Source organism: Caulobacter sp. AVps16, from assembly GCF_058681455.1.
Window position 1 is genome coordinate 3,593,421 of sequence record NZ_CM178739.1, and the last position, 24,785, is coordinate 3,618,205.

General features: G+C 66.2%; 24 protein-coding genes. 8 read left to right on the forward strand and 16 right to left on the reverse strand.

The genetic code is table 11. The annotated features are described in order from the left end of the window. Nucleotide 1 precedes the first annotated feature (1 nt). From ACW17U_RS17270 to ACW17U_RS17295, 6 genes are all read right to left on the reverse strand, one after another. On the reverse strand, nt 2-916 hold the full coding sequence (locus tag ACW17U_RS17270) for a ParB/RepB/Spo0J family partition protein (RefSeq protein ID WP_062150902.1): 915 nt from the start codon (nt 914-916) through the stop codon (nt 2-4). Between the two features lie 31 nt (nt 917-947). After that, nucleotides 948-1,760, reverse strand: coding sequence for a ParA family protein (locus tag ACW17U_RS17275; protein WP_492054046.1), 813 nt, complete (start codon nt 1,758-1,760; stop codon nt 948-950). After that, nucleotides 1,750-2,412, reverse strand: coding sequence for a 16S rRNA (guanine(527)-N(7))-methyltransferase RsmG (rsmG, locus tag ACW17U_RS17280; protein ID WP_492054048.1), 663 nt, complete (start codon nt 2,410-2,412; stop codon nt 1,750-1,752). Before rsmG ends, ACW17U_RS17275 begins: the two co-directional genes overlap by 11 nt. Further along, a complete protein-coding gene (gene mnmG / locus ACW17U_RS17285) occupies nt 2,402-4,255 on the reverse strand; it encodes a tRNA uridine-5-carboxymethylaminomethyl(34) synthesis enzyme MnmG (RefSeq protein ID WP_492054050.1) in 1,854 nt (617 codons plus the stop codon). Before mnmG ends, rsmG begins: the two co-directional genes overlap by 11 nt. A 168-nt stretch (nt 4,256-4,423) precedes the next feature. Next, the gene (gene mnmE / locus ACW17U_RS17290) at nt 4,424-5,767 is read right to left on the reverse strand and encodes a tRNA uridine-5-carboxymethylaminomethyl(34) synthesis GTPase MnmE (RefSeq protein WP_492054052.1); all 1,344 of its coding nucleotides are present in this window, start codon (nt 5,765-5,767) and stop codon (nt 4,424-4,426) included. Further along, a complete protein-coding gene (locus tag ACW17U_RS17295) occupies nt 5,767-6,012 on the reverse strand; it encodes a DUF6489 family protein (RefSeq protein ID WP_062150888.1) in 246 nt (81 codons plus the stop codon). Before ACW17U_RS17295 ends, mnmE begins: the two co-directional genes overlap by 1 nt. A gap of 109 nt (nt 6,013-6,121) precedes the next feature. On the opposite strand from ACW17U_RS17295, the gene ACW17U_RS17300 reads away from it, so the two are divergent. After that, nucleotides 6,122-6,829, forward strand: a complete 708-nt coding sequence (locus ACW17U_RS17300; protein ID WP_492054054.1) for a dienelactone hydrolase family protein — start codon at nt 6,122-6,124, stop codon at nt 6,827-6,829. A gap of 4 nt (nt 6,830-6,833) precedes the next feature. Beyond that, nucleotides 6,834-7,799 (forward strand): quinone oxidoreductase family protein, encoded by a 966-nt coding sequence (locus tag ACW17U_RS17305; protein WP_492054056.1) that lies wholly within the window; start codon nt 6,834-6,836, stop codon nt 7,797-7,799. 80 nt (nt 7,800-7,879) lie between these two features. On the opposite strand, the gene rho is transcribed toward ACW17U_RS17305, so the two are convergent. The 4 genes from rho to hemE all read right to left on the reverse strand — a co-directional run bounded on the left by rho (nt 7,880) and on the right by hemE (nt 12,094). Further along, a complete protein-coding gene (gene rho, locus ACW17U_RS17310; protein ID WP_492054058.1) occupies nt 7,880-9,289 on the reverse strand; it encodes a transcription termination factor Rho in 1,410 nt (469 codons plus the stop codon). Between the two features lie 260 nt (nt 9,290-9,549). Continuing rightward, on the reverse strand, nt 9,550-10,017 hold the full coding sequence (locus ACW17U_RS17315) for a CopD family protein (RefSeq protein ID WP_084746151.1): 468 nt from the start codon (nt 10,015-10,017) through the stop codon (nt 9,550-9,552). Further along, on the reverse strand, nt 10,014-11,057 hold the full coding sequence (gene hemH, locus ACW17U_RS17320) for a ferrochelatase (RefSeq protein WP_492054060.1): 1,044 nt from the start codon (nt 11,055-11,057) through the stop codon (nt 10,014-10,016). Before hemH ends, ACW17U_RS17315 begins: the two co-directional genes overlap by 4 nt. After that, the gene (hemE, locus tag ACW17U_RS17325) at nt 11,054-12,094 is read right to left on the reverse strand and encodes a uroporphyrinogen decarboxylase (RefSeq protein WP_492054062.1); all 1,041 of its coding nucleotides are present in this window, start codon (nt 12,092-12,094) and stop codon (nt 11,054-11,056) included. The genes hemH and hemE overlap by 4 nt, the downstream gene beginning before the upstream one ends. A 433-nt stretch (nt 12,095-12,527) precedes the next feature. Between hemE and ACW17U_RS17330 the strand changes: the two genes are divergently transcribed. From ACW17U_RS17330 to dnaQ, 5 genes are read left to right on the forward strand one after another with little or no spacing between them, the layout of a single operon-like run. Beyond that, entirely contained in the window at nt 12,528-13,436 is a 909-nt protein-coding gene (locus ACW17U_RS17330) for a pyruvate, water dikinase regulatory protein (RefSeq protein ID WP_062150870.1), read from the forward strand. Beyond that, nucleotides 13,433-14,032, forward strand: a complete 600-nt coding sequence (locus tag ACW17U_RS17335) for a Maf family protein (protein ID WP_492054064.1) — start codon at nt 13,433-13,435, stop codon at nt 14,030-14,032. The genes ACW17U_RS17330 and ACW17U_RS17335 overlap by 4 nt, the downstream gene beginning before the upstream one ends. After that, nucleotides 14,029-14,886, forward strand: a complete 858-nt coding sequence (gene aroE / locus ACW17U_RS17340; RefSeq protein ID WP_492054066.1) for a shikimate dehydrogenase — start codon at nt 14,029-14,031, stop codon at nt 14,884-14,886. The genes ACW17U_RS17335 and aroE overlap by 4 nt, the downstream gene beginning before the upstream one ends. Before the next feature lie 3 nt (nt 14,887-14,889). Next, nucleotides 14,890-15,483: a dephospho-CoA kinase gene (coaE, locus tag ACW17U_RS17345; protein WP_492054067.1), complete on the forward strand. Its 594-nt coding sequence runs from the start codon at nt 14,890-14,892 to the stop codon at nt 15,481-15,483. A gap of 30 nt (nt 15,484-15,513) precedes the next feature. Continuing rightward, entirely contained in the window at nt 15,514-16,227 is a 714-nt protein-coding gene (gene dnaQ, locus ACW17U_RS17350) for a DNA polymerase III subunit epsilon (RefSeq protein ID WP_492054069.1), read from the forward strand. Here the strand turns inward: dnaQ and ACW17U_RS17355 are convergent. Further along, nucleotides 16,224-17,552, reverse strand: a complete 1,329-nt coding sequence (locus ACW17U_RS17355; RefSeq protein ID WP_492054071.1) for an oxygenase MpaB family protein — start codon at nt 17,550-17,552, stop codon at nt 16,224-16,226. The two genes, dnaQ and ACW17U_RS17355, sit on opposite strands and share 4 nt — an antisense overlap. 118 nt (nt 17,553-17,670) lie before the next feature. On the opposite strand from ACW17U_RS17355, the gene ACW17U_RS17360 reads away from it, so the two are divergent. Further along, complete coding sequence (locus ACW17U_RS17360) at nt 17,671-18,276, forward strand: TetR/AcrR family transcriptional regulator (protein ID WP_492054073.1); 606 nt, start codon at nt 17,671-17,673, stop codon at nt 18,274-18,276. Here ACW17U_RS17360 and ACW17U_RS17365 read toward each other — a convergent pair. The 5 genes from ACW17U_RS17365 to ACW17U_RS17385 all read right to left on the reverse strand — a co-directional run bounded on the left by ACW17U_RS17365 (nt 18,273) and on the right by ACW17U_RS17385 (nt 24,785). After that, on the reverse strand, nt 18,273-19,079 hold the full coding sequence (locus tag ACW17U_RS17365; RefSeq protein ID WP_492054074.1) for an exodeoxyribonuclease III: 807 nt from the start codon (nt 19,077-19,079) through the stop codon (nt 18,273-18,275). The two genes, ACW17U_RS17360 and ACW17U_RS17365, sit on opposite strands and share 4 nt — an antisense overlap. Before the next feature lie 231 nt (nt 19,080-19,310). Next, nucleotides 19,311-19,997, reverse strand: coding sequence for an outer-membrane lipoprotein carrier protein LolA (locus ACW17U_RS17370; protein ID WP_492054076.1), 687 nt, complete (start codon nt 19,995-19,997; stop codon nt 19,311-19,313). Between the two features lie 191 nt (nt 19,998-20,188). Further along, nucleotides 20,189-20,410, reverse strand: coding sequence for a hypothetical protein (locus ACW17U_RS17375; RefSeq protein WP_492054078.1), 222 nt, complete (start codon nt 20,408-20,410; stop codon nt 20,189-20,191). A 380-nt stretch (nt 20,411-20,790) separates the two neighbouring features. After that, the gene (locus ACW17U_RS17380) at nt 20,791-23,241 is read right to left on the reverse strand and encodes an FtsK/SpoIIIE family DNA translocase (RefSeq protein ID WP_492054080.1); all 2,451 of its coding nucleotides are present in this window, start codon (nt 23,239-23,241) and stop codon (nt 20,791-20,793) included. Nucleotides 23,242-23,321: 80 nt separating this feature from the next. Further along, complete coding sequence (locus ACW17U_RS17385; protein WP_492054081.1) at nt 23,322-24,785, reverse strand: alpha/beta hydrolase; 1,464 nt, start codon at nt 24,783-24,785, stop codon at nt 23,322-23,324.

Consider the following 24,785-nt stretch of genomic DNA (forward strand, 5'->3'; position numbering starts at 1 on the left):
ATCAGACCCCGCGCGTCAGACGGTTGCAAAGGTCGTCGAGTTGTTCGAGCGTCGCGTAGCTGACGGTCAGCTGACCGGCACCGTCGCGGTGATCGATGACCACGGTCAGACCCAGCACCGAGGACAGGTCATGCTCGAGCGCCTGGGTGTCGGTGTCCTTGACCTTGGCGGGACGGCCACCCTTGCTCTTGGACGACCCGCCGCCCGGTGACTTGCGGGCCAGGGCCTCGGTGTCACGAACCGAAAGACCGCGCTCGATGATCTCGCGGGCCAGGGCCGCCGGGTCCTCCGCCGCGGCGATGGCGCGGGCATGGCCCGCAGACAGTTCGCCACTGACCAGATGCGCCTGGACCTCATCGGGCAGGGCCAGAAGCCGCAGGGTGTTGGCGACATGGCTGCGGCTCTTGCCGATGGTCTGGGCGATGTTGTCCTGGGTCCGGTCGAACTTGTCCATCAGCACCCGGTAGGACAGGGCCTCTTCCAGGATGTTCAGATCAGACCGCTGGACGTTCTCGATGATGCCGATCTCAAGGACCGCCAGATCATCCAGATCGCGGACCAGGATCGGCACCGTCTTCAGACCGGCGCGCTGGGCCGCACGCCAGCGGCGTTCGCCGGCGACGATCTGGTATTCCCCGTCCGCGCCTGGGGCCGGCCGCACCAGGATGGGCTGCAATATGCCCTTTTCGCGGATCGAGTTGGACAGCTCGACCAGATCGTCTTCCCGGAAGGTCCGGCGAGGCTGGTCAGGATTGCGCCGCAGCAGTTCGATCGGAGCCTCATTGGCCCCGCCGAGCCGTTCGCCCGGGGCCTGGGCCGGCGCGGCTTCGACCTCGCCCAGCAGGGCGGACAGACCGCGACCCAAACCCCTACGCCCTTCGGCCATACCCGGCTCTCCCACCACGACGGACTCCATCTTCAAGCTCGAAACGACTGTTGTTCTGGTTCTAGGCGGCCTGGGACAGGCGGGCCCGTTCGCGGCTGATCACTTCCCGGGCCAGTTTCAGATAGGCCTGGCTACCGGCGCATTTCAGATCATAGAGCAGGACGGGCTTGCCGAAGGACGGCGCCTCAGAAACCCGCACATTGCGCGGAATGACAGCGTCATAGACCTTGTCGCCGAAATGGGCCCGGACGTCCTTGGCCACCTGTTCGGACAGGCTATTGCGCTTGTCGTACATGGTCAGGACCACACCCTGGATCTCGAGGTGCGGATTGAGGCTGCCGCGGACCCGCTCGATGGTCCGGATCAGCTGGGTCAAACCTTCGAGGGCGAAGAACTCGCACTGCAGGGGCACGAACACCGCATCAGCGGCGGTCATGGCATTGACGGTCAGGACGTTCAGCGACGGCGGACAATCGATCAGGACATAGGTGTAGGGCCCGCCGGCCCGCAGGGGCTCAAGGGCGTCGCGCAGCCGGTAGGACCGGCGGGCCGTCTGACCCAGTTCCAGTTCGACACCGGACAGGTCGGCATCAGCCGGCACGACGTCGAGACCCGGCAGGCTGGTCGACACGGCGGCATCGACCACCGGCGACTCTCCCATCAGCACGTCATAGAGGGTTGTGCGACGCTGCTGGCGGGTGATGCCGAGGCCCGTCGAACAGTTGCCCTGCGGATCGGCGTCGATCAGCAGGACCCGTTCGCCACAGGCAGCCAGGGCCGTGCCCAGATTGATCGCCGTCGTGGTCTTGCCGACGCCGCCCTTCTGGTTGGCGATGGCGAGAACGCGGAGCGGCTGGAGTGGCTTAGCGGACACGGGAAAGCCCCTTTACTTGAACGATCCGACCCCGAGGGTCGCTTTGGCTGGGTCGCAGTTCGGCATCGAATACCCAGGCCTTCTCGGCCTCGGTCAGCTCACTGGCGACATCCTGCCCCTTGAGGAACAGGCCCAGGGCACCCCGCTGCAGATAGGGTTGCGAGAACCCCAGCAGCCGGGTCATCGGCGCGCAGGCCCGGGCCGTCACGACCTCGACCTTGAGCTTCAGGTCTTCGGCCCGGGCATTGTGCACCTGGGCCGGCAGGTCGAGGGCGGTAACCACCTCGGACAGGAACCGGCAGCGCTTGGCCATGCTCTCGACGAGATGGACGGTCGCACCCGGTGTGTCCTTCAGAAGTATGGCCAGAACGACCCCGGGCAGACCCGCCCCGGCACCAAGGTCTGCCCAGATCTTTGCGCCGGGAGCCAGATCGAGCAGCTGCGAGCTGTCGAGGGCATGCCTTGTCCAATAGGTGGCCAGGGTCGCCGGGCCGACGAGGTTCATCACCGCGTTCCACGTGGCCAGCAGCTCCTGATAGCGGGCCAGGTCCGCCAATTGGCGGTCCGAGACCCCGGTCAGGGCTTGATAAGCCGCTGCATCGAGCATCGGCTCGGCCGGTGGCGGGCTCTGGGTCAGGATCTCAGGCGGCATGACGGCGCACGTGGGCGAGGAGCGCGGTCAGGGCTCCCGGCGTCACGCCTTCAATCCGGGCGGCTTGGCCCAGGGTCAGGGGCTTGACCCTCACCAGCTTCTCGCGGACCTCGTTCGAAAGGCTGCCAATGGCCCCATAGTCGAGATCGGCGGGCAGGCGGAGATCTTCCTCCTTGCGGAAGGATTCGGCATCGGCGCGCTGGCGGTCGAGATAGCCCGCATAGGTGGCCTCAATCTCGATCTGCTCCCGGACGGCCATGTTCCACGTGGAAACCTCGGGCCAGACCTCAGCCAGCCGGTCCAGGGTCGCATCCGGATAGGCCAGCAGGGCGAAGATATTGCGGCGCTCACCGTCTTCCTTGACCTTGAAGCCCGCCTTCTGGGCTTCGGGTGGGGTCAGGCTAACCGACCGGGCAAAGGCCCGGGCGGCCTCCAGTTGGGCCTTCTTGGCCCCCCAGGCCTCGGCGCGCACCGGGCCGACCAGGCCAAGGGCTATGCCGCGATCGGTGAGACGCTGATCGGCATTGTCGGCCCTCAGGGTCAGGCGGAACTCGGCCCGGCTGGTGAACATCCGATAGGGCTCCGTGACGCCACGGGTGACGAGGTCGTCGATCATCACGCCGATATAGGCTTCATCGCGGGCGAAGATCGCAGGCTCACGGCCCTGAACCGCCAGAGCGGCATTGAGGCCGGCGACCAGACCCTGGGCCCCCGCCTCCTCATAGCCGGTCGTGCCGTTGATCTGGCCGGCCAGATAGAGACCGGGCAGGCGCTTGGTCTCCAGGGTCGGGAACAGTTCACGGGGATCGACATAGTCATATTCGATCGCATAGCCGAAGCGCTTGACCTCGACCTGCTCCAGACCCGGGATGGTCCGCAGGAACATCAGCTGGGTCTCTTCCGAAACCGAGGTCGAAGTCCCGTTGGGATAGACGGTCGGATCGTCGAGGCCTTCCGGCTCCAGAAAGATCTGGTGGCTGGTCTTGTCGGCGAAGCGCACCACCTTGTCCTCGATCGAGGGGCAATAGCGCGGCCCAATCCCCGTGGCACGACCGCCATAGACGGCGGATTCGCCCAGGCGATCGGCGATGATCTGGTGGGTCTCTGCCGTCGTATAGGTCACGCCGCACTGGATCTGCGGGACGGTGATCCGATCGGTCAGAAACGAAAACGGTACCGGCTCTTCATCGGCCGCCTGCATCTCGAGGCGATCCCAGCCGATCGTCGCGCCGTCGAGACGGGCCGGCGTGCCAGTCTTGAGCCGTCCCATGTGGAAGTTCAGGCCATAGAGCCGGTCGGACAGACCGATTGACGGCGCATCCCCGACCCGACCGGCCGGGGTACGGGTCTCGCCCAGATGGATGACCCCTTTGAGGAAGGTGCCGGTGGTCAGGACCACCCGCGGTGCCCGATAGGTCACCCCGTCCCCATCGACCACACCGGCAACCTTGCCGTCTTTGACGACGAGATCTTCGGCGGCCGCTGCAATGATCTCGAGGTTACACGTGGCATTCAGCTCGGCTTGCATCGCCTCGCGATAGAGCCGGCGATCGATCTGGGAGCGCGGCCCCCGCACGGCAGGCCCCTTGGAGCGATTGAGCATCCGGAACTGGATCCCGGCCTTGTCAGCCATCCGGCCCATGACGCCGTCGAGGGCGTCGATTTCGCGAACCAGATGGCCCTTGCCCAGGCCGCCAATGGCCGGGTTGCAGGACATCTCGCCGATGGTCTCGAGCTTGTGCGTCAACAGCAGCGTTCGCACACCGGTCCGCGCCGCCGCACTGGCGGCTTCGCAGCCGGCATGACCGCCGCCAATGACGATGACATCCCAGGAGTTGGACAAAGCAATAGGCCTCAATGCGAACGCCCCCGGGTCTGGCGGGGGCGCTGGACTTCTCTATACGCGCTTGGGGCAAAAAGGTCGATCTGAGTCCGCGACGTTTCACGTGAAACAGCCGGGACGCAACTGTGATCAGCCTGTGGACAAGCTGTCAGTGTTCCACGTGAAACCCTACTTGCCGATGCAGAAGCTCGAGAAGACCCGGTCCAGCACATCCTCGGCATCGATCGTGCCGGTGATCCGGCCCAGGGCGCGGGCGGTCAGTCGGACATCTTCGGCCGCCAGCTCAACCTCCAGGCCCTCCGACGACAGAGCCCTGACCAGAAACGCACGGGCTTCCCGCAAACGTTCGGCATGCCGCAAGCGCGTCGCGGCCGGAAACTCAGAGCCCGACAAGGCTTCCGTCACGTGGTCCACCAGGGCCGCCTTGAGCCGGTCGAGCTCACCCGGGGCCCGGGCCGAGACGGTGGTTACCATCAGACCCCTGTTCCGCAGCCCCTCGGCCGCCAACGACGCGGCGGCCGGATCGGCGATATCCATCTTGTTGATCACCACCCAGTCCCCCGCCGACAGAACAGGGCCTTCGTCGCGGTCGAGTTGTTCCACGTGAAAACCATCGACGATCCAGAGCCGCAGATCCGCTTCGCTCGACCAGGTCCGGGCCCGGCGGACACCCTCGGCTTCGACCACGTCGTCGGTATCACGCAGGCCGGCCGTATCGGCCAGCAACACCCGGTAGCCCCCAAGCTCCAGGGGCACCTCGATAATGTCACGGGTCGTACCGGCAATGGCGGTGACAATGGCCGCCTCACGTTCGACCAGACCGTTCAGGATCGTGCTCTTGCCGGCATTGGGTGCCCCGACCAGGGCGATCCGATAGCCGTCACGCACCCTGTGACCACGGGAAACATCGGCCAGGGCCGCATCGATCTCGGAGGCCAGGGCCACCAGCCCAGGACGCGCGCGTTGGGCCACGGCCTCGGGAAGATCCTCATCCGGGAAGTCTACCGCCGCCTCGAGCATGGCCAGGGATTCAACCAGCAGATCCCGCCAGCGATCATAGCGCCGGGTCAAGGCTCCCCCGACCTGGCCGAGCGCCTGGCGACGCTGGGCCTCGGTCTCGGCGTCGATCAGATCGGCCACACCTTCGGCCTGGGCCAGATCCAGCTTGCCGTTCTCGAAGGCCCGGCGCGTGAACTCACCGGGCTCAGCCAGCCTCAGCCCCAGATCCGCCAGAGCCAGCATCAGGGCATCGACGACGGCCCGGCCGCCATGCACGTGAAACTCTGCTGCATCCTCGCCGGTATAGCTCGCCGGCCCCTGGAACCGCAGCACCAGGGCCTCGTCCAGCTCGATGCCCCGATGCTTCAGCCGCCGCAAGGCCGCAAGGCGCGCCGGCGGTACCTTGCCGGCCAGGGCCGAGACCACGTGCAAGGTGGCCGGACCCGAAATCCGAACCACAGCCACAGCCGCCCGTCCGGCCGCCGTAGCCAGGGCGAAGATCGTATCGCTCATCAGTCGCGCTTGCCGACCGCCGCGCCAGCCGCCGCCGTCATCAGCTTGCGGAACTGGTCCTGGGCCCCGGTGCCGAAGGCCATCCAGTTCTTCATCAGCTCCTCGGGCGCCAACATGGCCATATTGGCGTCCATCCGGGTCTGCATCTCCTTGACCATGTGGTCGTTGAGCAGGCTGACATCCGGCAGGCCGAGGAAGGTGCGCGCTTCCACGGGGGTACAGTCGATCTCGATGGTCATCTTCATGGTGGTTCCCTCAGGTCAGGGCACAATATTGTTATGGGCCAGGCCCGACGCGGCACGTTAGAGCGCTTTGGTCGAAAGTCACATCGACCCCTTAGGACGGAGAGCCCCGATGAGCGAGACCCTCAGCATCACCACGCCTGACGGCGCCTTTACGGCCTATGTGGCGCGACCCCAGGCAGATCCGGCGGCAAGCCCGGCGCCGGCTATCGTCGTGATCCAGGAGATCTTCGGGGTCAACAAGGTCATGCGCGATATCTGCGACGGCCTGGCGGCCCAGGGCTTCGTGGCCATCTGCCCCGACCTTTTCTGGCGGATCGAGCCTGGCATCGACATCACCGACCAGTCGGAGGCCGAGTGGAAACGCGCCTTTGAACTGTTCAATGCGTTCGACGTGGACAACGGGGTCGCCGACATCGCCGCCACGATTGCGGCTGTCCGCGCCATGGACGGTGTATCGGGCAAGGTCGGGGCCGTGGGCTATTGCCTCGGCGGGCTTCTGGCCTTCCTGACCGCCACCCGCACGGACGCTGACGCCTGCGTGTCCTATTACGGCGTGGGTCTGGAAAAGCACGTAGGCGAGGCTGACAAGCTGGCGCGTCCCCTTCTGTTGCACATCGCCGAGAAGGACCAGTTCGTGCCGCCGGAAGCGCAAGCTGTGATCCTGGCCGCCCTGAAGGACCATCCGCAGATCGAGATCCATACCTATGTCGGCCGCGACCACGCCTTTGCCCGGGAAGGCGGCGCGCACTACGACGCCGCAGACGCCGCCATGGCCAATGGCCGCAGCCTGGCCTTCTTCAAGACCAATCTGGGCTGATCCGATGCTGGCCATGCAAGCCGTGCGCACCGGCGGCCCCGAGGTGCTCGAAGCCGTAGACCTGCCCCTCCCCGCTCCGGGGCCCGGCCAGATCCTCGTCAGACATCACGCCGTCGGCCTGAACTATATCGACACCTATCACCGCTCTGGCCTCTATCCGATGAAGATGCCGGCGGTGCTCGGGCTGGAGGCGGCCGGCGTCGTCGCGGCCCTCGGCGAGGGCGTCACACGTTTCGCAGCCGGAGATCGCGTCGCCTATAATGGATCGCTCGGAGCCTATGCCGAGGCGGCCGCGGTTCCGGCGGACCGGGCCGTGAAGGTTCCCGACAGCGTCAGTCTCGAGGTCGCCGCGGCCGTGCTGCTCAAGGGCATGACCGCCGAGTTTCTGGTCCGGCGATGTTTCCACGTGAAACCTGCCGATGTCGTTCTGGTCCACGCCGCCGCCGGCGGGGTCGGTTCGATCCTCGTCCAGTGGTGCAAGAGCCTCGGCGCGACCGTTATTGCCACGGTGGGATCGGAGGCCAAGGCCGCCATCGCCCGTGACCTCGGTGCCGACCACGTGATCCTCTATGACCATGAGGACGTCGCCGCCCGCGTCGCCGAGATCACCGGCGGCAAAGGCGTGGCCGTGGTTTATGACGGCGTCGGCAAGGACACCTTCGAGGCCAGCCTGAAAAGCCTCGCGCGACGAGGCGTCCTGGCGACCTTCGGCAATGCCTCCGGACCCGTCCCGCCGTTCTCACCGCTGGAGCTGTCCAGCAGGTCGCTGTTCGTGACCCGCCCTCGCCTGTTCGACTACATCGTCACCACGGACGAGCTGGACGAAAGCGCCCGGGCCCTGTTCGCCGTCCTCGCATCGGGCGCGGTCAGGATCGACATCGGCCAGACCTTCCCCCTGTCAGAGGCCCGGGCTGCCCATGAGGCCCTGGAAGGCCGACGTACGACCGGCGCTACCCTGCTGCTGCCGTAGGGCCAGATACCCGGTCAGACCACAAAAAAGCCCCGGGTCATCCCCGGGGCTTTTCCGTATGGCGGTGAGGCCGTCTGAACTCAGGTGTTCATCGACTGGAAGAAGTCGCCGTTGGTCTTGGACTGGCGCATCTTCTCGAGCAGGAACTCGATGGCGTCCGACGCGCCCATCGGATTGAGGATCCGGCGCAGCACATAGGTCTTCTGCAGCTGGTCGCGCGGGGTGATCAGCTCTTCCTTGCGAGTGCCGGACTTCAGCACGTCGATGGCCGGGAAGATCCGCTTGTCGGCGACCTTGCGGTCCAGGATAATTTCCGAGTTACCGGTGCCCTTGAACTCTTCGAAGATCACTTCGTCCATGCGGCTGCCGGTATCGATCAGGGCCGTGGCGATGATCGAGAGCGAACCGCCTTCCTCCACATTGCGCGCGGCGCCGAAGAAGCGCTTCGGACGCTGCAGGGCATTGGCGTCGACACCGCCGGTCAGGACCTTGCCCGACGACGGGACGGTGGTGTTGTAGGCGCGGCCCAGACGGGTGACCGAGTCCAGCAGGATGACGACGTCGCGCTTGTGTTCGACCAGGCGCTTGGCCTTTTCGATGACCATCTCGGCCACCTGGACGTGACGGGTTGCCGGCTCGTCAAAGGTCGAGGCAATGACCTCACCCTTCACGGTGCGCTGCATGTCAGTGACTTCTTCCGGACGCTCGTCGATCAGAAGCACGATCAGGTAGCACTCGGGGTGGTTGGTCTCGATCGACTTGGCGATGTTCTGAAGCATCACGGTCTTGCCCACGCGCGGCGGGGCGACGATCAGGCAGCGCTGGCCCTTGCCGAGCGGGGCGACGATGTCGATGATCCGGCCGGAGCGATCCTTGATGGTCGGATCGGGCAGTTCCATGTTCAGGCGCTCTTCGGGATAGAGCGGCGTCAGGTTGTCGAAGTGGATCTTGTGCTTGACGTTGTCGGGGGCCTCGAAATTGATCTTGGCCACGCCGGTCAGGGCAAAGTAGCGCTCGCCTTCGCGCGGTGAGCGGATGGCACCGTCCACCGTATCGCCGGTGCGCAGGCCATACTTCCGGATCTGCGAGGGCGAGACATAGATGTCGTCCGGGCCCGGCAGGTAGTTGGCTTCCGGCGAGCGCAGGAAGCCGAAGCCATCCTGTAGAACTTCCATGGTGCCCGAGCCGGAGATCTCCACACCTTCCTCGGCGAGGGTCTTGAGGATCGCGAACATCATGTCCTGCTTGCGCATGGAATTGGCGTTCTCGACCTCGAAGGTCTCGGCAAAGGCCAGCAGGTCAGCCGGGGATTTCTCCTTCAGCTCCTGCAGGGACATGGTCTTCAGGCCCAGGGCCGCCACGGCCGCACTGATCTCGGAGCCTTCGTCGCCGCCATCCTCTTCGGACTCGGCGCCGGCCGTCTGGGCGGGGGTGGTGGTGTCGACAACGGCTTCCTCAGCGGAAACGTCGTGTTCGGTGTCTTCGGTCATGATTTGACTCAAACGGGGGCACGGACCGCGAAAAACGATCCGGCCGGAAAGGATTTCAGTTTCACGCCATCGCGTAAACGGCGAGCGCGCCATGACGACGACGCGGATCGATTGGGGAACGGACCTTCGGAGCCAGGCTCCAGGGGGCGCGCCAGGACGGGCGCCAGTCCGAAAGAGGAGTCAGTCCCGACGCGATGCGCCGGAGCCAGCTGGATGGGAACCACATGCCGCTGGGCGGGTCAAGCGCCGCAGCGCGGTTCCTAGTGGTTCAGAAACTTGGTCGTCACCGACAGGACGATGATGATCGCCGCGATGAACGGCAGTTCGTTGGTCATCCGCCAGAACTTTTCCGAGCGGGTGTTCTGATCATTGGCGAACTTGCGGCGCGCGCCGGCCATGAAACCGTGCCAGCCGAACAGAAAGATCAGCGCCGCGATCTTGGTCAGCATCCAGGGCTGAAGCAGGAAGCCCCAGCCGCGGATGGCACTGTCGGCCAGGATCAGCAGCCCGCCGAACACCGTTGCCAGGATCATGGCCGGATTGATGATGATGCGGAGGATCCGCAGCTCGGCCTGTTTGAACACCGCGTCCATCCGCGAGCCCGGCTCGGCGCTCATGTGGTAGACGAAGATGCGCGGCAACATCAGCATGCCGGCCATCCAGGCAATGACCGCCAGAATGTGCAGCCCGCGAACCAGATTGAAATTCTGAACCAGGAAATCGATCACGCGCCTGCTCCCAGGGTCCGCGGACATTGCCGCCGGTCTCCGCCGCACTGCCAGACACAGGCCGGCGCGATCCCTTCGCGGGGCAGCGACCCGACCACCGCCTGGGCGAGACCGCCGATGAAGCCGGATTCGATCCCAAGCGCCGGAACCCGGACATAGGTCGGACAGCCGGCCTCTACGGCCAGTTCGCGATATTCATGGTCGAGCTCCACCAGGGTCTCGATATGCTCCGAGACGAAGGCGATGGGTGTCACAACCAGGCTGAGACCCTGCTCACTCGCAGACAGGATCTCGTCATCGGTCGAGGGGCCAATCCATTTCAGCGGGCCCACCCGGCTCTGATAGCTGACCTTCCAGTCCCAGCCGTCGCCCAGCTTCGCCGCCACCGCCGCCGCCGTGGCCTCGATCTGTTGCTGGTAGGGATCTCCGGCCTGGATGACCTTTTCCGGCAGGCCATGGGCAGAGAACAGCAAGCGCGCCGGCTTGGGGCTGCCTGCCTTTTCATAGGCCTCCCGGATCAGGCGGGCGTGGGCCTCGATCAGGGCATCATCCGTCGGATAGCAGCAGATGGTCCGGACGGTCCCGGAACCGCGATAGGCCTTCTTCCAGGCCTTGACCGAAGATCCGGTCGTGGTGGTCGAGAACTGCGGATAGAGCGGCAGCAGGACGACCTCGTCGGGGGCCCAGGCCTTAACCGCCTTGGCGGTATCCTCGGTCAGGGGCTTCCAGTAGCGCATGGCGATGAAGCAGCGGGTCTCGGCATCCGGAAGCGCCTCGGCCAGGGCACCCTCCAGCGCCGCCGCCTGTTTCTCGGTTTCCGGCAAGAGGGGCGAGCCCCCGCCCATGATGGCGTAGTTGGCCTTGGCGGCCTTTTCCCGGGTCGTCGAGATCAGGGCCGCCAGCGGATAGCGGATGAAGGCCGGAGCCCCGATGATGGCCGGATCGCGAAAGAGGTTGAACAGGAACGGCCGGACCGCGTCAGGACCGTCCGGCCCCCCGAGGTTGAACAGGACGACCGCAATCTTCCGGCGCGCGCTCATTTGCCGGTCACCCGGGCCAGAACCTGCTCGACATGGGCGATCGGGGTGTCCGGCAGGATGCCGTGACCGAGGTTGAAGATGTAGGGCCCCTGGCCCCACTGCTCGATCATCTGGTCGACCCGGCGCAGAAGCTGATCGCCGCCCGCCCGCAGCAGCAGAGGGTCCAGCGCGCCCTGGATCGGCTTCAGGGCCTGGATCCTCTGACCCATGGCCGCACTGGCCTGGGTGTCGAGCGCCACGCCCTGTACGGGCACCACCGAGGCATAGGTCTCGACCAGAGCCCCGGCCCCGCGCGGAAAGCCGATCATCGGCACAGTTACGCCGCGATCGCGCAGGCCCTGGACGATGGCCATGTGCGGACGGATGACCAGACGCTCGAACTGTGGTTCGGACAGGCCCTCGGCCCAGCTTTCGAACAGCTTCAGGGCCTGGGCCCCTGCCTTCACCTGCATGACGAGATAATCGATGGTCGCCTCGACCAGGATGTCGATCAGACGGTCGAGCTTCTCCGGCTGATGATAGGCGAAGGTTCGAGCTGCGGCACGGTCGCTGGACCCGCCTTCAATCATGTAGGTCGCGACGGTCCAGGGCGCTCCGGCAAAGCCGATCAGAGCCTTTTCGGGATCAAGCGCCGCCCTGACCCGGCTCAGGGTCTCGCCAATGTTCGACAGCCTGGCTCCAGCCTCACTGGCCAGTTCCGCCATGGACTCGATCGACGGCAATTCCCCAAGGCGAGGACCTTCCCCGGCTTCGAACCAGACCTTCTGACCCAGGGCACCCGGGATCAGCAGGATGTCTGCGAAGACAATGGCCGCATCATAGGGAAAGCGCCGCATCGGCTGCAGCGTCACCTCAGCCGCCTTTTCAGGATCGAAGCAGAAGCTGATGAAATCCGGCGTCGTGGCGCGCACGGCCCGGTACTCGGGCAAATAACGACCGGCCTGACGCATGAACCAGACCGGCGGTCGATCCACGGTCTGTCCGGCGAGGACGGAAAGCAGCTTGGGCGTCTGGGCTGTGAGGTTCGGCGCGTTCATGCAGGCCTTAAAACCTGTCCTGCCCTCGGGCTCAACCCCGAAGGCCCATCTTCATTTCTTAATAAGATCTTAAGTTTGGAGGAAGAGGCGGAAGGGCAAGTGGGAACTGGGGAAAACCGCCGCCGTAGCTTCGGAATCCCCCGTTCGTCCAAGCTTGTACCCGTCTTCACCCACAGGGGGATGGCGTGTGGTTAATCCTGGGGATGATCGGCCAGGGCCCCAGCTTCCTTAACAAATTCTTAACACAGCCAACGCGCCTTAAGCTTGCATTAACCCTTTATCCCGAAGTGTGGGACCCAGGTGATCACATATCCAGGGATGCGGCTTCGGCTTGGGGATGTTAGGCGGTCAATGTGGCCGTTGATCACAGCGACACTAGGACATCACGCTTCGGGACGGCTTTGGCGCCCGGGCGTCCCCAGAGGCAGACCAAGTGGTTAAGCAACCGTTAACGGATGATCCACAGGAAGGTTCGGGCAATCATGCCAGCGAGGACCGGCCGCCGCCGCGCTTTGCCACCTATTTCCATATCCATCTCGTCTCGGATTCGACCGGCGAGACCCTGAACGCCATGGCCCGGGCCGTCTGCGCCCGCTTCACGGACATTCTGCCGATCGAGCACATCTATGCCCTGGTGCGTTCGACCCGGCAGCTCGACCGGGCGCTTGAAGAGATCGCCGGGGCCCCCGGTGTGGTCATGCACACCATCATCGATCCCAATCTGCGCACGGCCCTCGAGGAAGGCTGCCGGCGCCTGGAAATGCCCTGTATCGCCGCCCTCGACCCCGTGGTCAGCGCAATGTCCCGCTATCTCGGCGCACGCATCTCTACCCGGGTGGGCGCGCAGCATGCCCTGAACAACGACTATTTCGACCGCATCGAGGCCCTGGACTATGCCATAGCCCATGATGACGGACAGGGTGGCCAGGACCTGACCCAGGCCGATGTGATCCTCGTCGGCGTGTCCCGCACCTCCAAGACCCCGACCTGCATCTATCTGGCCCATCGCGGCGTGCGGGCCGCCAATGTGCCCCTGGTGCCGGGACGCCCGCCGCCCACCGAACTGTTTGAGCTCAAGAACACCCTGATCGTCGGCCTGATGACCTCGCCGGACCGGCTGATCCAGATCCGCCGCAACCGGCTGCTGTCTCTGAAAGAAAATCGCGAGAGCGACTATATCGACACGGATGCCGTGCGGAGCGAGATCATTGCCGCCCGTCGCCTGTTCGAGAAGATGGGCTGGCCGATCATCGACGTGACCCGGCGATCGGTCGAGGAGACCGCCGCGGCGATCATCAACCTGCTGTCCGGCGGTCGCGGCCAGGTCGAGGTTCTGGGATGAGCCTGACGCCCGTCACCTTGGCCTCGAAGAGTTCTGCCCGCCAGGCGATCCTGCGCAATGCCGGTCTGACCTTTGAGTCGGTTGTCGCCGGCGTCGATGAGGAGGCCACCAAGGCCAGCCTGCTGGCTGAAGGCGCGGCGCCGCGCGAGGTTGCCGATGCCCTCGCAGAGCTGAAGGCCGTCAAGGTCTCGGGCAAGCTGCCCGGGCTGGTGATCGGCGCCGACCAGACCCTGGATTTCGCCGGACGGCTGATCGACAAGGTGGAAACCCTGGACCAGGCCCGGGCTCTCCTTCTGGAGCTCCGCGGTCAGAGCCATAAGCTGCATTCGGCCGTGGTCGTGGCCCGCGACGGCAAGCCGATCTGGCGGGTGGTGCAAAGCGCCAAGCTTTCCGTGCGCCCGTTCAGCGACGCCTGGCTGGATGGCTATCTGGACCGACGCGGCGAGCACATCCTGCACTGTGTCGGCTGCTACGAACTGGAAAGCGAAGGCGTGCAGCTGTTCGACGCCATAGACGGCGACTATTTCACCATATTGGGCCTGCCCCTGGTCGGACTGCTGGATTTCCTGCGTCTGCACGGAGCCCTTGAGGCATGAGCGCCACCCTCACCGGCGCGGCGGTGGTCGCCGGCGTCTGCGGCGCGCCGATCAGGCACTCGATGAGCCCGGTCATCCACAATGCCTGGATCGCTGCGGCCGGCCTCGACGCCGCCTATGTGCCCTTCGCCCCTGCCGAGGATCGCTTTGAAGCCTTTGTCGACGGCCTGCGCGGCGGAGCCATTCGCGGCCTGAACGTCACCATCCCCTTCAAGGAACGCGCCCTGGCGGTCGCGGACACCGCCAGCGACCTGGCCCGCATGGCCGGGGCCGCCAACCTGCTGATCTTTGCGGCCGACGGAACGATCCGGGCCGACAATACTGACGGCCCCGGCCTGCTCGGGGCTATCGCCGTTCAGGCACCGGGTTTCGATATCGGCGCTGCGCCGGTCGTGATCCTCGGGGCCGGCGGCGCGGCGCGAGGGGCCGTCGCGGCCCTGCTGCTGGCGGGCGCGCCGCAGGTTCGGATCGTCAACCGCACCCTGGCCCGGGCCGAAGAGCTGGCCACGGCGTTCGGCACCCGGGTGGTCGCCGCCGATGAGTCCGCCCTGCCCGACCTGCTGGTCGATGCCGGCCTGATCATCAACGCCACCTCGCTAGGCCTGGGCGGCGGCGACGGTCCCGCAGCGCCGCTGGCTTTGACCCCTGCCGAGGCGGTGGTGATGGACATGGTCTACAAGCCACTGCGCACCGAGTTTCTCCTGCGCGCCCAGGCCCTGGGCCGGCGCACGGTGGATGGCCTGGAAATGCTGCTGCGCCAGGCCGTGCCATCGTTTGAAGCCTTCTATGGCCAGGCCCCGCCGGCGGAGGTCGATGTGCGGCAACTGGCGCTCAACCTGCTGGGCGAGGCCTGAACCATGATCATTGTCGGCCTGACAGGCTCCATCGGCATGGGCAAGTCGACCACCTCGGCCATGTTCGAGGCCGAGGGCGTGCCGGTCTATGATTCAGACGGCGCTGTGCATGCGCTCTACGCGGTCGGCGGCGCAGCGGTGGCCCCGGTCGAGGCGGCCTTTCCGGGCGTGGTGGTCGATGGAGCCATCGACCGGACCCGGCTGAGCGCGGCCGTGATGGGCAATCCCGAAGCTCTGCAAAGGCTGGAAGCCATCGTCCATCCGTTGGTCGGTGCCGACCGCATCGGCTTTTTCGAAAAGGCGGCGGCCGACCGCAAGGACATCGTCGTGCTGGATGTCCCCCTGCTGTACGAGACCGGCGGCGACAAACGGGTCCACAAGGTGGTGGTGGTCTCGGCCCCGGCCGATGTCCAGCGGGCCCGGGTTCTGGCCCGGCCGGGCATGGACGAGGCCAAGCTGGAGGCCATCCTGGCCCGCCAACTTCCCGATGCCGAAAAGCGGGCTCGCGCCGATTTCGTGATCGACACCAGCCAGGGCCTCGACCATGCCCGTGGACAAGTCCGCGACATCCTGGCTCGCTTGCGCGCCACGGCTTGAAGCTGCCGTCGAACGGTCGCATGAAACGCCATGGCCCGGGAAATCATCCTCGACACCGAAACCACCGGCTTTGATCCGAAGACCGGCGATCGCCTGGTCGAGATCGGCTGTATCGAGGTCGTCGATTTCATGCCGACCGGCCGGTCCTTCCATGAATATTGCGATCCGCTGCGCGACATGCCGGCCGAGGCCGAAAAGGTCCACGGCCTGTCCAGTGCCTTCCTGACCGGCAAGCCCCGCTTCGAGGTCATCGCCGATCGCTTCCTCGAGTTTGTCGGCGACAGCGTGGTCGTGGCCCACAACGCCGCCTTTGACCGCAGCTTCGTCAATTTCGAGCTGGAAAAATGCGGTCGGCCGGCCCTGCCGGAAAGCCGTTGGGTCGACACCCTGGCCATGGCCAAGAAGCGCTTTCCGGGCATGTACAATTCGCTCGATGCCCTGTGCAAACGGTACAAGATCAGCCTGGACAGCCGCGACAAGCACGGGGCCCTGATCGACGCCCATCTGCTGGCCGAGGTCTATCTGGAACTGCAGGGTGGCAAGGAACGCGCCCTGGAACTGACGGCAGTGGTCACCGAGGCCATGGCCGGACAGCGACAGGCCGGGGCCTATGGCCAGCGCCCCCGCCCTCTTGCCCCGCGCTCCACCGAGGCCGAACGGGCCGTCCATGCCGAATGGATCCGGTCGACCCTGAAGGACAAGGCCGTCTGGGTGAAGCTCGGCCTGGTCGAGATCTCCGGCTAGATCGCCGCTTCAGCCTTGGCCGCCATCGGACGATACTGGGCCGCATCCGTCGTGAACTCGGCATGGCCGTAGCGGACCAGGTGCCGGCGCAGCTGCCGCACCAGGTTCAGGTCTGCCAGCGACCTCAGGCCCGGGATCTTCAGGGCCAGACCATAGACGGCCATCTGACTGGTCACGACCAGGGCGACCAACAGGAACAGGATGCGGTCCGCCGGGGTGATCTCAACCCCCATCCTTGCGGCCGCAGCGCGATCGCCGCCCAGGAACTGGCGCAGGAAGAAGACCTTGGCAAAGCCCCGCTCAACCGAATTGAACAGGCGATTTCGCCAGCCGCGATCGGAGGGGAGATAGGCCGACAGGGTGGCGCGGACCAGCGCGCCGCAGGTTTTGTCGTCGAAGCCGCGCCTTAAGGTCTGGTTGCGGGCGGTCATGGCCTGAACGATGCCGACCGGATTGTCGGCCAACAGGTCTTCGGGCAGGCCCAGCAGATAGCAGCGATAGCGGCTCAGCTCGACACGGGCCCGCTCGGCCGGGGTGAAGGTGGTGCGCCCCTGGCGCAGCAGCTTGTAGCTCAGCAGGAAGATCGGGATCAGGCCGGCCGGCATCTGGTCGACCTGGGGGATCGGCACCCCATAGACCCGGGCGTCCCAGGCACCGGGTCGGCGCAGGGCATTGAAGCGCACCATGGAATGCATCAGCCGGACCATGGCGGCGGCCTTGAAGCCGGGCCCGTGACGCTCCAGGGCCCCGGGCAGCAGGGTCGTGGTGAAGAAGCTCGCCGTCTCATTGACCCGGCGAGCGGCGCTCTCATGACCCAGGGTTCCGGTCAGGGCCATGGGCAGGGCGGCATATTTGTTCATGAAGGTTGCGACAAAGGCCCCGCGGATCGCGAACGGCGACAGGACGGCCGCCGCCGGGCGGTCCAGCCTTGCCCCTTCCCGCACCAGGTCCATGTCGAGCCAGTCGGGAATCTGTTCCATGTCGCGGATGAAGGCCACCAGTTCGGGCGGTGCGTCGGGGATTGCCTCCACCCCCTCGTCGCAGGCCCGGGTCAGCAGGCCGATCAGACCGCGAAAGCCGTGTTGCGGCATCAGGCCGGCATAGGCGTCGGCCACCCGGTCGCCCAGCAGGGTATAGGCCCGGATCAGGTCCAGCTGTTCCGCGGAGGGCTCGGCCCCCGCCACACCCTTCGGGGCGACGCTTTCGGCCGGGATCTCGGTAAAGCGTTCGGGGACTAGGTCGAAATCGATGCCGCCATAGAGCTCCGGCAGGCGGACCTTCTGCTCGGCGACCCGGGCCCGGACCTGTTCGATCGTGGCGTTCATGCTCGAAATCCTCAGCCGGATGGCGGTCTCTCGCCCGGAGCCTGAGATTATGTAAGCATTGCTCATGTTTCTACTCGCCTTGGTCGGCGAGCCACGGAGCGGCGAAGGGGACTGGCAAGTGACTGAAAAGACGCGACGAACCCCAAGACAGGGCCGGGCTGAAGCCACTGTCGCGGCGATTTTCGATGCGACCTTTCAACTTCTCGAGGCTGAGGGGCTCGACAGCCTGACCACCAACCGGATCGCCCAGCGGGCGGGGGTCAGTATCGGCACCCTCTACCAGTACTTCAGCGGCAAGTCGGCGATCCTGGCGGCCATGGCCCAGGGCCGCGCCGAGGCCGCGCGGGACCGGATCGCCGAGACCCTGATCGCTGCGCCCCAACTGGGCAGTGTTCGGCCGATCGTCCAGGCCCTGATGACCACCTTCGAGGGCACGCCCGAAACCCGCAAGGTGCTGCTGGATGCCCTGTTCGGCGCGGGCGGCGATGCGGTCATGCTGCATCACCATCAGGCCTTTCTGGCCGCAATCGCCGGCCGGGCCGAGCTGCAGCTGGATCTGTCACCGGAGTCGCTGTTCGTCCTGACCCATGCGGTGGCGGGTCTGCTGCGGGCGGCGGCGGCCGAGCCGGACCTCAGCCTGTCGCCGGCCGTGCTCGAGGACGAGCTTGTGCTGCTGATGGAAAGCTATCTGTCGGCTCTGATCGCGCGGGGGCGGACTGGCTAAAGCTTCAGATCCGCCGTCACCGGGGCGTGGTCGCTGGGGCGTTCCCATTCGCGCACCGTGTCATGCACCTTCGACGACACCTTGCCGTCGACGATCGCCGCATCGCGCAGGCCGGGGCTGGCCAGGATGTGGTCCAGGCGCAGGCCACGATTGGACTTGCGGAAATCGGCGGCGCGATAGCTCCACCAGGAGAACATCTTCTCCGGCTCCGGGGTGGCCAGGCGCGGCAGGTCGAGGAAATTCAGCGACCCCATCAGGGCCGCAAAGGCTTCCAGCTCGATCGGGGTGTGGCTGACCACCCGCGACATCTGCTTGTGGCTCCAGACATCGTTCTCGCCGGGGGCGACATTGAGGTCGCCGGTCAGGACCAGCGGCGCTTTCGGATCGCGGCGCTTCATCTCGGCGGTCAGGGTCTCGTAGAAGTCCAGCTTGTGGTCGAACTTCGGATTGATCGCCCGGTCGGGCTCGTCGCCGCCGGCCGGAATATAGAAGTTCTGGATCTCGACCCCGGCCACGGTCGCCCCGACGCAGCGGGCATGGCCCTCGCGGCAGAGCTTGAGCACGGGCGCGTCCTCCAGCGGCAGGCGCGAGGCGATGGCAACACCATGCCAGCCCTTCTGGCCGGCGATCTTCAGGTGCGGCAGGCCGGCCGCCTCAAAGGCTTCGCGCGGAAACTCGGCCTCCTGGCACTTGATCTCCTGCAGGCACAGCACATCGGGTGCCTGCTCGTCGACGAAGCGGGCGACCTGCTCGGCGCGCAGGCGGACGGAATTGACGTTCCAGGTGGCGATACGGAGGCGCATGGCGTGGCTTTAGAGGGTTTGGGCCAGACCGAAAATGAAAAACGCCCGGACGCCTTAAGCATCCGGGCGAAAGTCGGGTCTCTCATGCCGCCGCCGGGAGGGGATAGTATCCGGCACGGTTTGCGGCGAGGGGGTCGGGCCCTCGTCGCCATGCGTGTCAAATATGCCACGACGTGCTTAATAGTCAAGCGATTAGTCTGTTGATTCTTGCCTGTTGTGGGAATGTCACATTCATGATTTGGCCCCGGCCCGGTGCTGACGCGGATCGGTCAGGACGAAGAGCTTGGGGTCCAGTTCGCCGGTTTTCGCGAAATCGACCAGGCGCACACGGATCTGGCCGCCCTTCACATCGCTCACGGTCCAGCCGATCAGGCTCACAGGCGCGCTGCTGAAATCCAGGCTGATCCGGCCCAGGGTCTGACGCCGAGCGTCCTGGGCCACGATCGTGAAACCGTCGGCCAGCTGGCGGACGTCGGTGATGATGACGCCGCGATCCAGCCGCACCTCGCGGGCCAGCAGCAGGGCCAGGGGCGTGCGGCTCAGGGGATAGCTCTCGAAGGTCTTCAGGCGGCTGTCGAAGATATTGACGTTGTTGCCGTTGCTGACCACCAGCAGGCCTGAGGCCCCTTCATAGGCAAAGCGCGCCTTGCCGGGGCGCTGCAGAAAGAGCGTGCCCTGGGTGACCGTGCCGCGCTGGTCGGTCTGGATGAAGCGTCCCTTGGCCGAGGACAGCGCCTGGATATAGCCGGTGGCCTTGTCGACCAGGGCCTTCTGCTCGGCGGTCAGGACGGCGGCTGTCGGAGCCTTGGACTGGGTGCCGCCAGACTGGGCGAACACCGGCGCGCCGAACGAAGCGGCGGCCAGGCCGGCGCCGGCAGCGGCAATCAGGGCGCGGCGGGTGGTCGGGGTGTCGGTCATGCGGTCTCCTTGAGCGACAACCTTTGCCCTGACGCGGTGACGAGCGAAAGACCGATCCGAGGCCATTTTCCGGCGGTGGGATGAAGGGCCGTTCAGGTTGGGGTCGGTGGGGAACGCGGGGGCTGGGCCGTGGGTTGCGCTGGAATGGGGCTGGGGTGGAGACCAGTTGGTTGAAATCGGAGCCCGGCTGGTCAGTCAGTGAAGTGACCATTTCTCAGCGCTTCGGCGCTTTTGGCGCGGCGCAGCTTTATGAGGCGGAGGCCAGCCCACATCCCAAGCAAACATGCCGCTCCCATAAATGGATAAACAGTCAAAGCGGATAGGCGAAAGCCCGCTTTCAGACCGCCCAAGGCGACAACAACACCCATACAAACGGCAAATACGATCTTGGTGGCCTTCAGCGTGGTTGGCATGAAGTGTTTCCGTTCTGAGCAAACCGACCTACCGGTCGGTGTGATCCCTAAATCTCCTGGAGGCCGCAGCGTGCTGGTCTGGAAAGATCAGTCAAGGACCGCCTCTGGCGGCCGCGTCGCGGCGACGCGGAGCGTCGTCCTTGAGCGATCTTTCCAGGCCAGCGATCGTCTCGCCGTGAGATGTAAGGATGGCTCCGTCCTGGGGCGGGCTGATGGGAGTGACCGCCAAACCCGCCCCCCGTTCTCCCCGGCGAAAGCCGGGGCCCAGATTCAGCCTGAGCGTCTGGGGATGACGCGCCTTATGCCCTCGCCAGATCCAGAGCCTCCCGGGGATCGACCTGGGCCCCGGCTTTCGCCGGGGAGAACGGAATATTTCTAGCTCAAAGGCCCGGCGGCGGCGGGGCCAGGATCTCGCGCTTGCCGGCATGGTTGGCGGCACCGACCACGCCTTCCTTCTCCATCCGCTCCATCAGGGAGGCGGCGCGGTTGTAGCCGATCTGCAGGCGGCGCTGGATGTAGCTGGTCGAGGCCTTGCGGTCGCGGGTGACCACGGCGACAGCGTGGTCGTAGAGGTCATTGGCCCCGCCCTCGCCGGCGAAGGCACCCTCGATGGCCTCTTCCTGCTCGTCGTCGCCGCCGGCGGTGACCTCTTCCAGATAGTTGGGCGTACCCTGGTCGCGCAGGAACCGGGCCACGGCCTCGACCTCGCCGTCGCTGACGAACGGCCCGTGCAGACGGGTGACCCGTCCGCCGCCGGCCATGTAGAGCATGTCGCCCTGGCCCAGCAGCTGCTCGGCGCCCTGTTCGCCGAGGATGGTGCGGGCGTCGATCTTTGAGGTGACCTGGAAGCTGATCCGGGTCGGGAAATTGGCCTTGATGGTGCCGGTGATCACGTCGACCGACGGGCGCTGGGTGGCCATGATCAGGTGGATGCCGGCGGCACGGGCCATCTGGGCCAGGCGCTGGACGGCCCCTTCGATGTCCTTGCCAGCCACCATCATCAGGTCGGCGACCTCGTCGATGACCACGACCAGATAGGGCATGGCCTCGGGACGGATCTGCTCGGTCTCGTAGATCGGCCGGCCGGCGTCGTCGAAGCCGGTCTGCACGGTACGTTCGAAGTGCTCGCCCTTTTCGAGGGCCTCATTGGCCTTCTCATTATAGCCGCCGATATTGCGCACGCCGATCTTGGACATCCGCCGATAGCGGTCCTCCATTTCGCGCACGGTCCATTTCAGGGCGACAATGGCCTTCTTCGGATCGGTGACGACCGGGGCCAGCAGGTGCGGGATGCCGTCATAGACGCTGAGTTCCAGCATCTTCGGGTCAATCATGATGAAGCGGCACTTCTCGGGCGGCAGCTTGTAGAGGATCGACAGGATCATGGCATTGACGCCGACCGACTTGCCCGAGCCGGTGGTGCCGGCGATCAGCAGGTGGGGCATCTTGGCCAGGTCGGCGATATAGGGCTCGCCGCCGATGGTTTCGCCCAGGGCCATGGGCAGGATCGAGCTGGCCTTGTCGTAGTCGTGGCTGGACAGCAGGTCGCGCAGATAGACGGTCTCGCGCTTGGAATTGGGCATCTCGATGCCGATGGCATTGCGACCCTGGGCCACGGCCACCCGGCACGAGATCACGCTCATCGAGCGGGCAATGTCGTCAGCCAGGGCCACGACCCGGGCGGTCTTCACACCCGGTGCGGGGACCAGCTCGTACATGGTGACCACCGGGCCGGGACGGATCTGGTCGATCTGGCCCTTGACCCCGAACTCGGCCAGCACGCTTTCCAGCAGGCGGGCATTCTGGCGCAGGGCGGCGGCATCGACCTCGGACGAGCGCGGCTTGGCCTTGGCCAGCATATTCAGCTCCGGCAGCTGGAAGCCGCCTTCGTCATTGAAATTGAAAGCCTTCTGCTGTTCGCGCTGTTCGCGGCCGCTATCCTTGGGCAGGGACTTGGGTTTGGCGATGGCCAGGGGCCGGACCGGGACGGGGGCCTCGTCCTCGTCGTCCGCAACCGTCGGCGGCGGGGTATAGGCCTGGTCGGGTGTCTCGGCCTCGGGCCGGGCGGGACGCCGGGCCTGGACCGGCACCTCGGCGGCCTTGCGGACCCGGGGAGCCCTGGCAGCGGCCGGGGCGGGTTCAGGCTCGGGCCGGTCGCGGGCCTGCAGGGCGTCACCGATGGCCACGGCGATGGCCTCCGGATCGAAGCGGCGCACCCCGATGGCATAGGCCAGGGCGATCAGGGCCCCGATGGCCAGGACCAGGGCCGCCAGCAGGCGGGCTCCGGGCAGGCGGGCGAAGCTGAAGATGGCGGCGATCAGGTGCAGCAAACCGTCGCCCCAGAATCCGCCCAGACCCTTTTCCAGCGGCCAGGCCGCCGGCGGGCGCGGGGCTGACAGCAGTCCGGCCAGGGCCAGCAGGCCGATCGTCCCGACCAGGGCGCGCAGGCGCAGGTCGTGACGCTCGGCGGCCGGATCGGCCTGGGAGACGCGGGTCACGCCGAAGACCAGCATCAGCAGGGCCGCGCCCCAGCCCGACAGGCCGAGCGACTGCATCAGGATGTCGGCCACGGCCGCGCCGAGCCCACCCAGGGCATTGGTCGCGACCTGGCCGGTCGCGGCGTTCAGGCTGGGATCGGCAGCATTATAGGTGGCGACGGCCAGCAGCAGACCGCCACCGATCACCGTCACCAGTCCGCCGCGGAACCGGGCTGACCAGGGCTGGGCCCAGCCGTAGCGGACCGCATCCCAGAACAGCTCCGCCGCCGTACGCCGCGCTGCTCGCGCCATGAAACTCTCCGAAACACCGGTATCGAACGCTCGAACCAGCATCTTTTGCCGCAAGAGGGTTAAGGGGCGTTTACGGCGTTGGTTCAGAGACGATTCAGAACGTCGCGGCGGATGGCGTGCGATCAGCCCAGCTTGAAGGTCGGTGGGGGCAGGCTCAGCCGGGTATCGCCGACGGGTTCGCCGCGGAAGAAGCGGACCATCAGGCCCTGGACGTCGGGATGGGCCTCAAAGACATTGTGGCCGGCATTCTCGACGGTCACCCGGGCCTTGCGCCGGAACTGGGCCGCAACCTCGTCCTGCTCGGACATTGGCGTGCGACCGTCCAGCGTTCCGGCGATCAGCAGGGCCGGATGGTCGATCACGAGCGGCGCGCGGAAGGCCTCGCCCAGATCGATGCCCGGAATTACGCCTAGCAGCTGCGGCACGGGGAAGTTCAGCGCCAAGCCCAGAACGGCGGTCTTGGCCTCGCGCTGCACCAGGGCCAGGCGGGCGGGCGATATCCCAGATGCGAGGTCCATGGCCTCCGGCATGCCGGCAATGCCGAGACTGTTGGCGAACTCGCCTGCAAACGGCGTCAGCACCTCCGTCATGCCCGCCTCGAGCGCCAGATAGAGTCCGGGCAGCATGACCAGGGTTTGTGGATTGGCGATCAGGGCTCCCGCCATCAACTGAAGGGCAAAGCCGCCCAGCTTCAACTCGCCCGGCGCGCCGTTCAGTGTGGTCGGCAGGGTCAGGGGCGTGGCGTCGAGCCTGGCATGGACCCGACGCATCAGGGCCGGCAGGTCGGGGATGGCCCGGCGGATGGCGGGATCGGCGGCCAGCAGGCCATCGACCTGCTGCAGAAAGGCGTCGATCGCGGCCGGCCGCTTTACCGTCTGGTCCTGGCCCTCGAGGCTGGCCAGGGCCACCCGGCTCACCCGGTCGCCGTGCCGCTTGAGCACGCTCAGGGCCAGGTGGGTGCCATAGCTGATGCCCCAGAGATCGATCTTCTCGGCACCCAGATGCCGGCGCAGGTCGTCGATGTCGTCGGCGTTCTGTTCGGTATTGTAGCCGCTCATGGCCACGCCGGCCCTGGTCCAGTCGGCCCAGGCGGACTGCAACTCTTCACGCTGATAGGCGGTCAGGCCCTCCTGCGTCAGGACCGGCGGCGGCCGCGTCGAGGCCGGCCGCTCGGGGATAGGGTTGGACAGGCCGGTTCCGCGTTGGTCGAAGGCGATGACGTCGGCCGACTCGCGCAGGGCCATCATGATCGGAAACCGCGGTCCGGACAGGGCGCGGGTCGCCGTGCCACCGGGGCCGCCGGCCAGATAGATGATCGGCGGACCGGGCTCTGCGGCTGTCGAGGCAAACCGAACATAGCTCAGCCGGATCTTCCGCGACTTGGGATCACGACGATCTTCGGGCACTTCGAAGAAGCCGCGTTCGGCCTCGGTGTCCTGGCCCCGCCAGCCCTTGAACCGGAAAGGACCGGCCGGGTTCGGGGCGGGGGCCGGGGGCGGCGCGATGGACTGGGCGATGGCCAGGCCCGGAAAGGCGAGGCCGGCGGCGGCGAGCAGGGCGCGGCGATGAAGGGATGTCTGGGTCAT

What these genes read in the sequence shown, in the direction of transcription:
- hemE (WP_492054062.1), bottom strand. Translation starts at nt 12,094, where the DNA reads ATGAACGCGCCGAACCTCACAGCCCAGACGCCCAAGCTGCTTTCCGTC.
- mnmE (WP_492054052.1), bottom strand. Translation starts at nt 5,767, where the DNA reads ATGAGCGATACGATCTTCGCCCTGGCTACGGCGGCCGGACGGGCGGCT.
- ACW17U_RS17365 (WP_492054074.1), bottom strand. Translation starts at nt 19,079, where the DNA reads ATGCGCCTCCGTATCGCCACCTGGAACGTCAATTCCGTCCGCCTGCGC.
- hemH (WP_492054060.1), bottom strand. Translation starts at nt 11,057, where the DNA reads ATGAGCGCGCGCCGGAAGATTGCGGTCGTCCTGTTCAACCTCGGGGGG.
- ACW17U_RS17305 (WP_492054056.1), top strand. Translation starts at nt 6,834, where the DNA reads ATGCTGGCCATGCAAGCCGTGCGCACCGGCGGCCCCGAGGTGCTCGAA.
- ACW17U_RS17270 (WP_062150902.1), bottom strand. Translation starts at nt 916, where the DNA reads ATGGAGTCCGTCGTGGTGGGAGAGCCGGGTATGGCCGAAGGGCGTAGG.
- ACW17U_RS17385 (WP_492054081.1), bottom strand. Translation starts at nt 24,785, where the DNA reads ATGACCCAGACATCCCTTCATCGCCGCGCCCTGCTCGCCGCCGCCGGC.
- ACW17U_RS17335 (WP_492054064.1), top strand. Translation starts at nt 13,433, where the DNA reads ATGAGCCTGACGCCCGTCACCTTGGCCTCGAAGAGTTCTGCCCGCCAG.
- dnaQ (WP_492054069.1), top strand. Translation starts at nt 15,514, where the DNA reads ATGGCCCGGGAAATCATCCTCGACACCGAAACCACCGGCTTTGATCCG.
- rho (WP_492054058.1), bottom strand. Translation starts at nt 9,289, where the DNA reads ATGACCGAAGACACCGAACACGACGTTTCCGCTGAGGAAGCCGTTGTC.
- aroE (WP_492054066.1), top strand. Translation starts at nt 14,029, where the DNA reads ATGAGCGCCACCCTCACCGGCGCGGCGGTGGTCGCCGGCGTCTGCGGC.
- ACW17U_RS17300 (WP_492054054.1), top strand. Translation starts at nt 6,122, where the DNA reads ATGAGCGAGACCCTCAGCATCACCACGCCTGACGGCGCCTTTACGGCC.
- coaE (WP_492054067.1), top strand. Translation starts at nt 14,890, where the DNA reads ATGATCATTGTCGGCCTGACAGGCTCCATCGGCATGGGCAAGTCGACC.
- ACW17U_RS17370 (WP_492054076.1), bottom strand. Translation starts at nt 19,997, where the DNA reads ATGACCGACACCCCGACCACCCGCCGCGCCCTGATTGCCGCTGCCGGC.
- ACW17U_RS17355 (WP_492054071.1), bottom strand. Translation starts at nt 17,552, where the DNA reads ATGAACGCCACGATCGAACAGGTCCGGGCCCGGGTCGCCGAGCAGAAG.
- rsmG (WP_492054048.1), bottom strand. Translation starts at nt 2,412, where the DNA reads ATGCCGCCTGAGATCCTGACCCAGAGCCCGCCACCGGCCGAGCCGATG.
- ACW17U_RS17295 (WP_062150888.1), bottom strand. Translation starts at nt 6,012, where the DNA reads ATGAAGATGACCATCGAGATCGACTGTACCCCCGTGGAAGCGCGCACC.
- ACW17U_RS17380 (WP_492054080.1), bottom strand. Translation starts at nt 23,241, where the DNA reads ATGCTGGTTCGAGCGTTCGATACCGGTGTTTCGGAGAGTTTCATGGCG.
- ACW17U_RS17375 (WP_492054078.1), bottom strand. Translation starts at nt 20,410, where the DNA reads ATGCCAACCACGCTGAAGGCCACCAAGATCGTATTTGCCGTTTGTATG.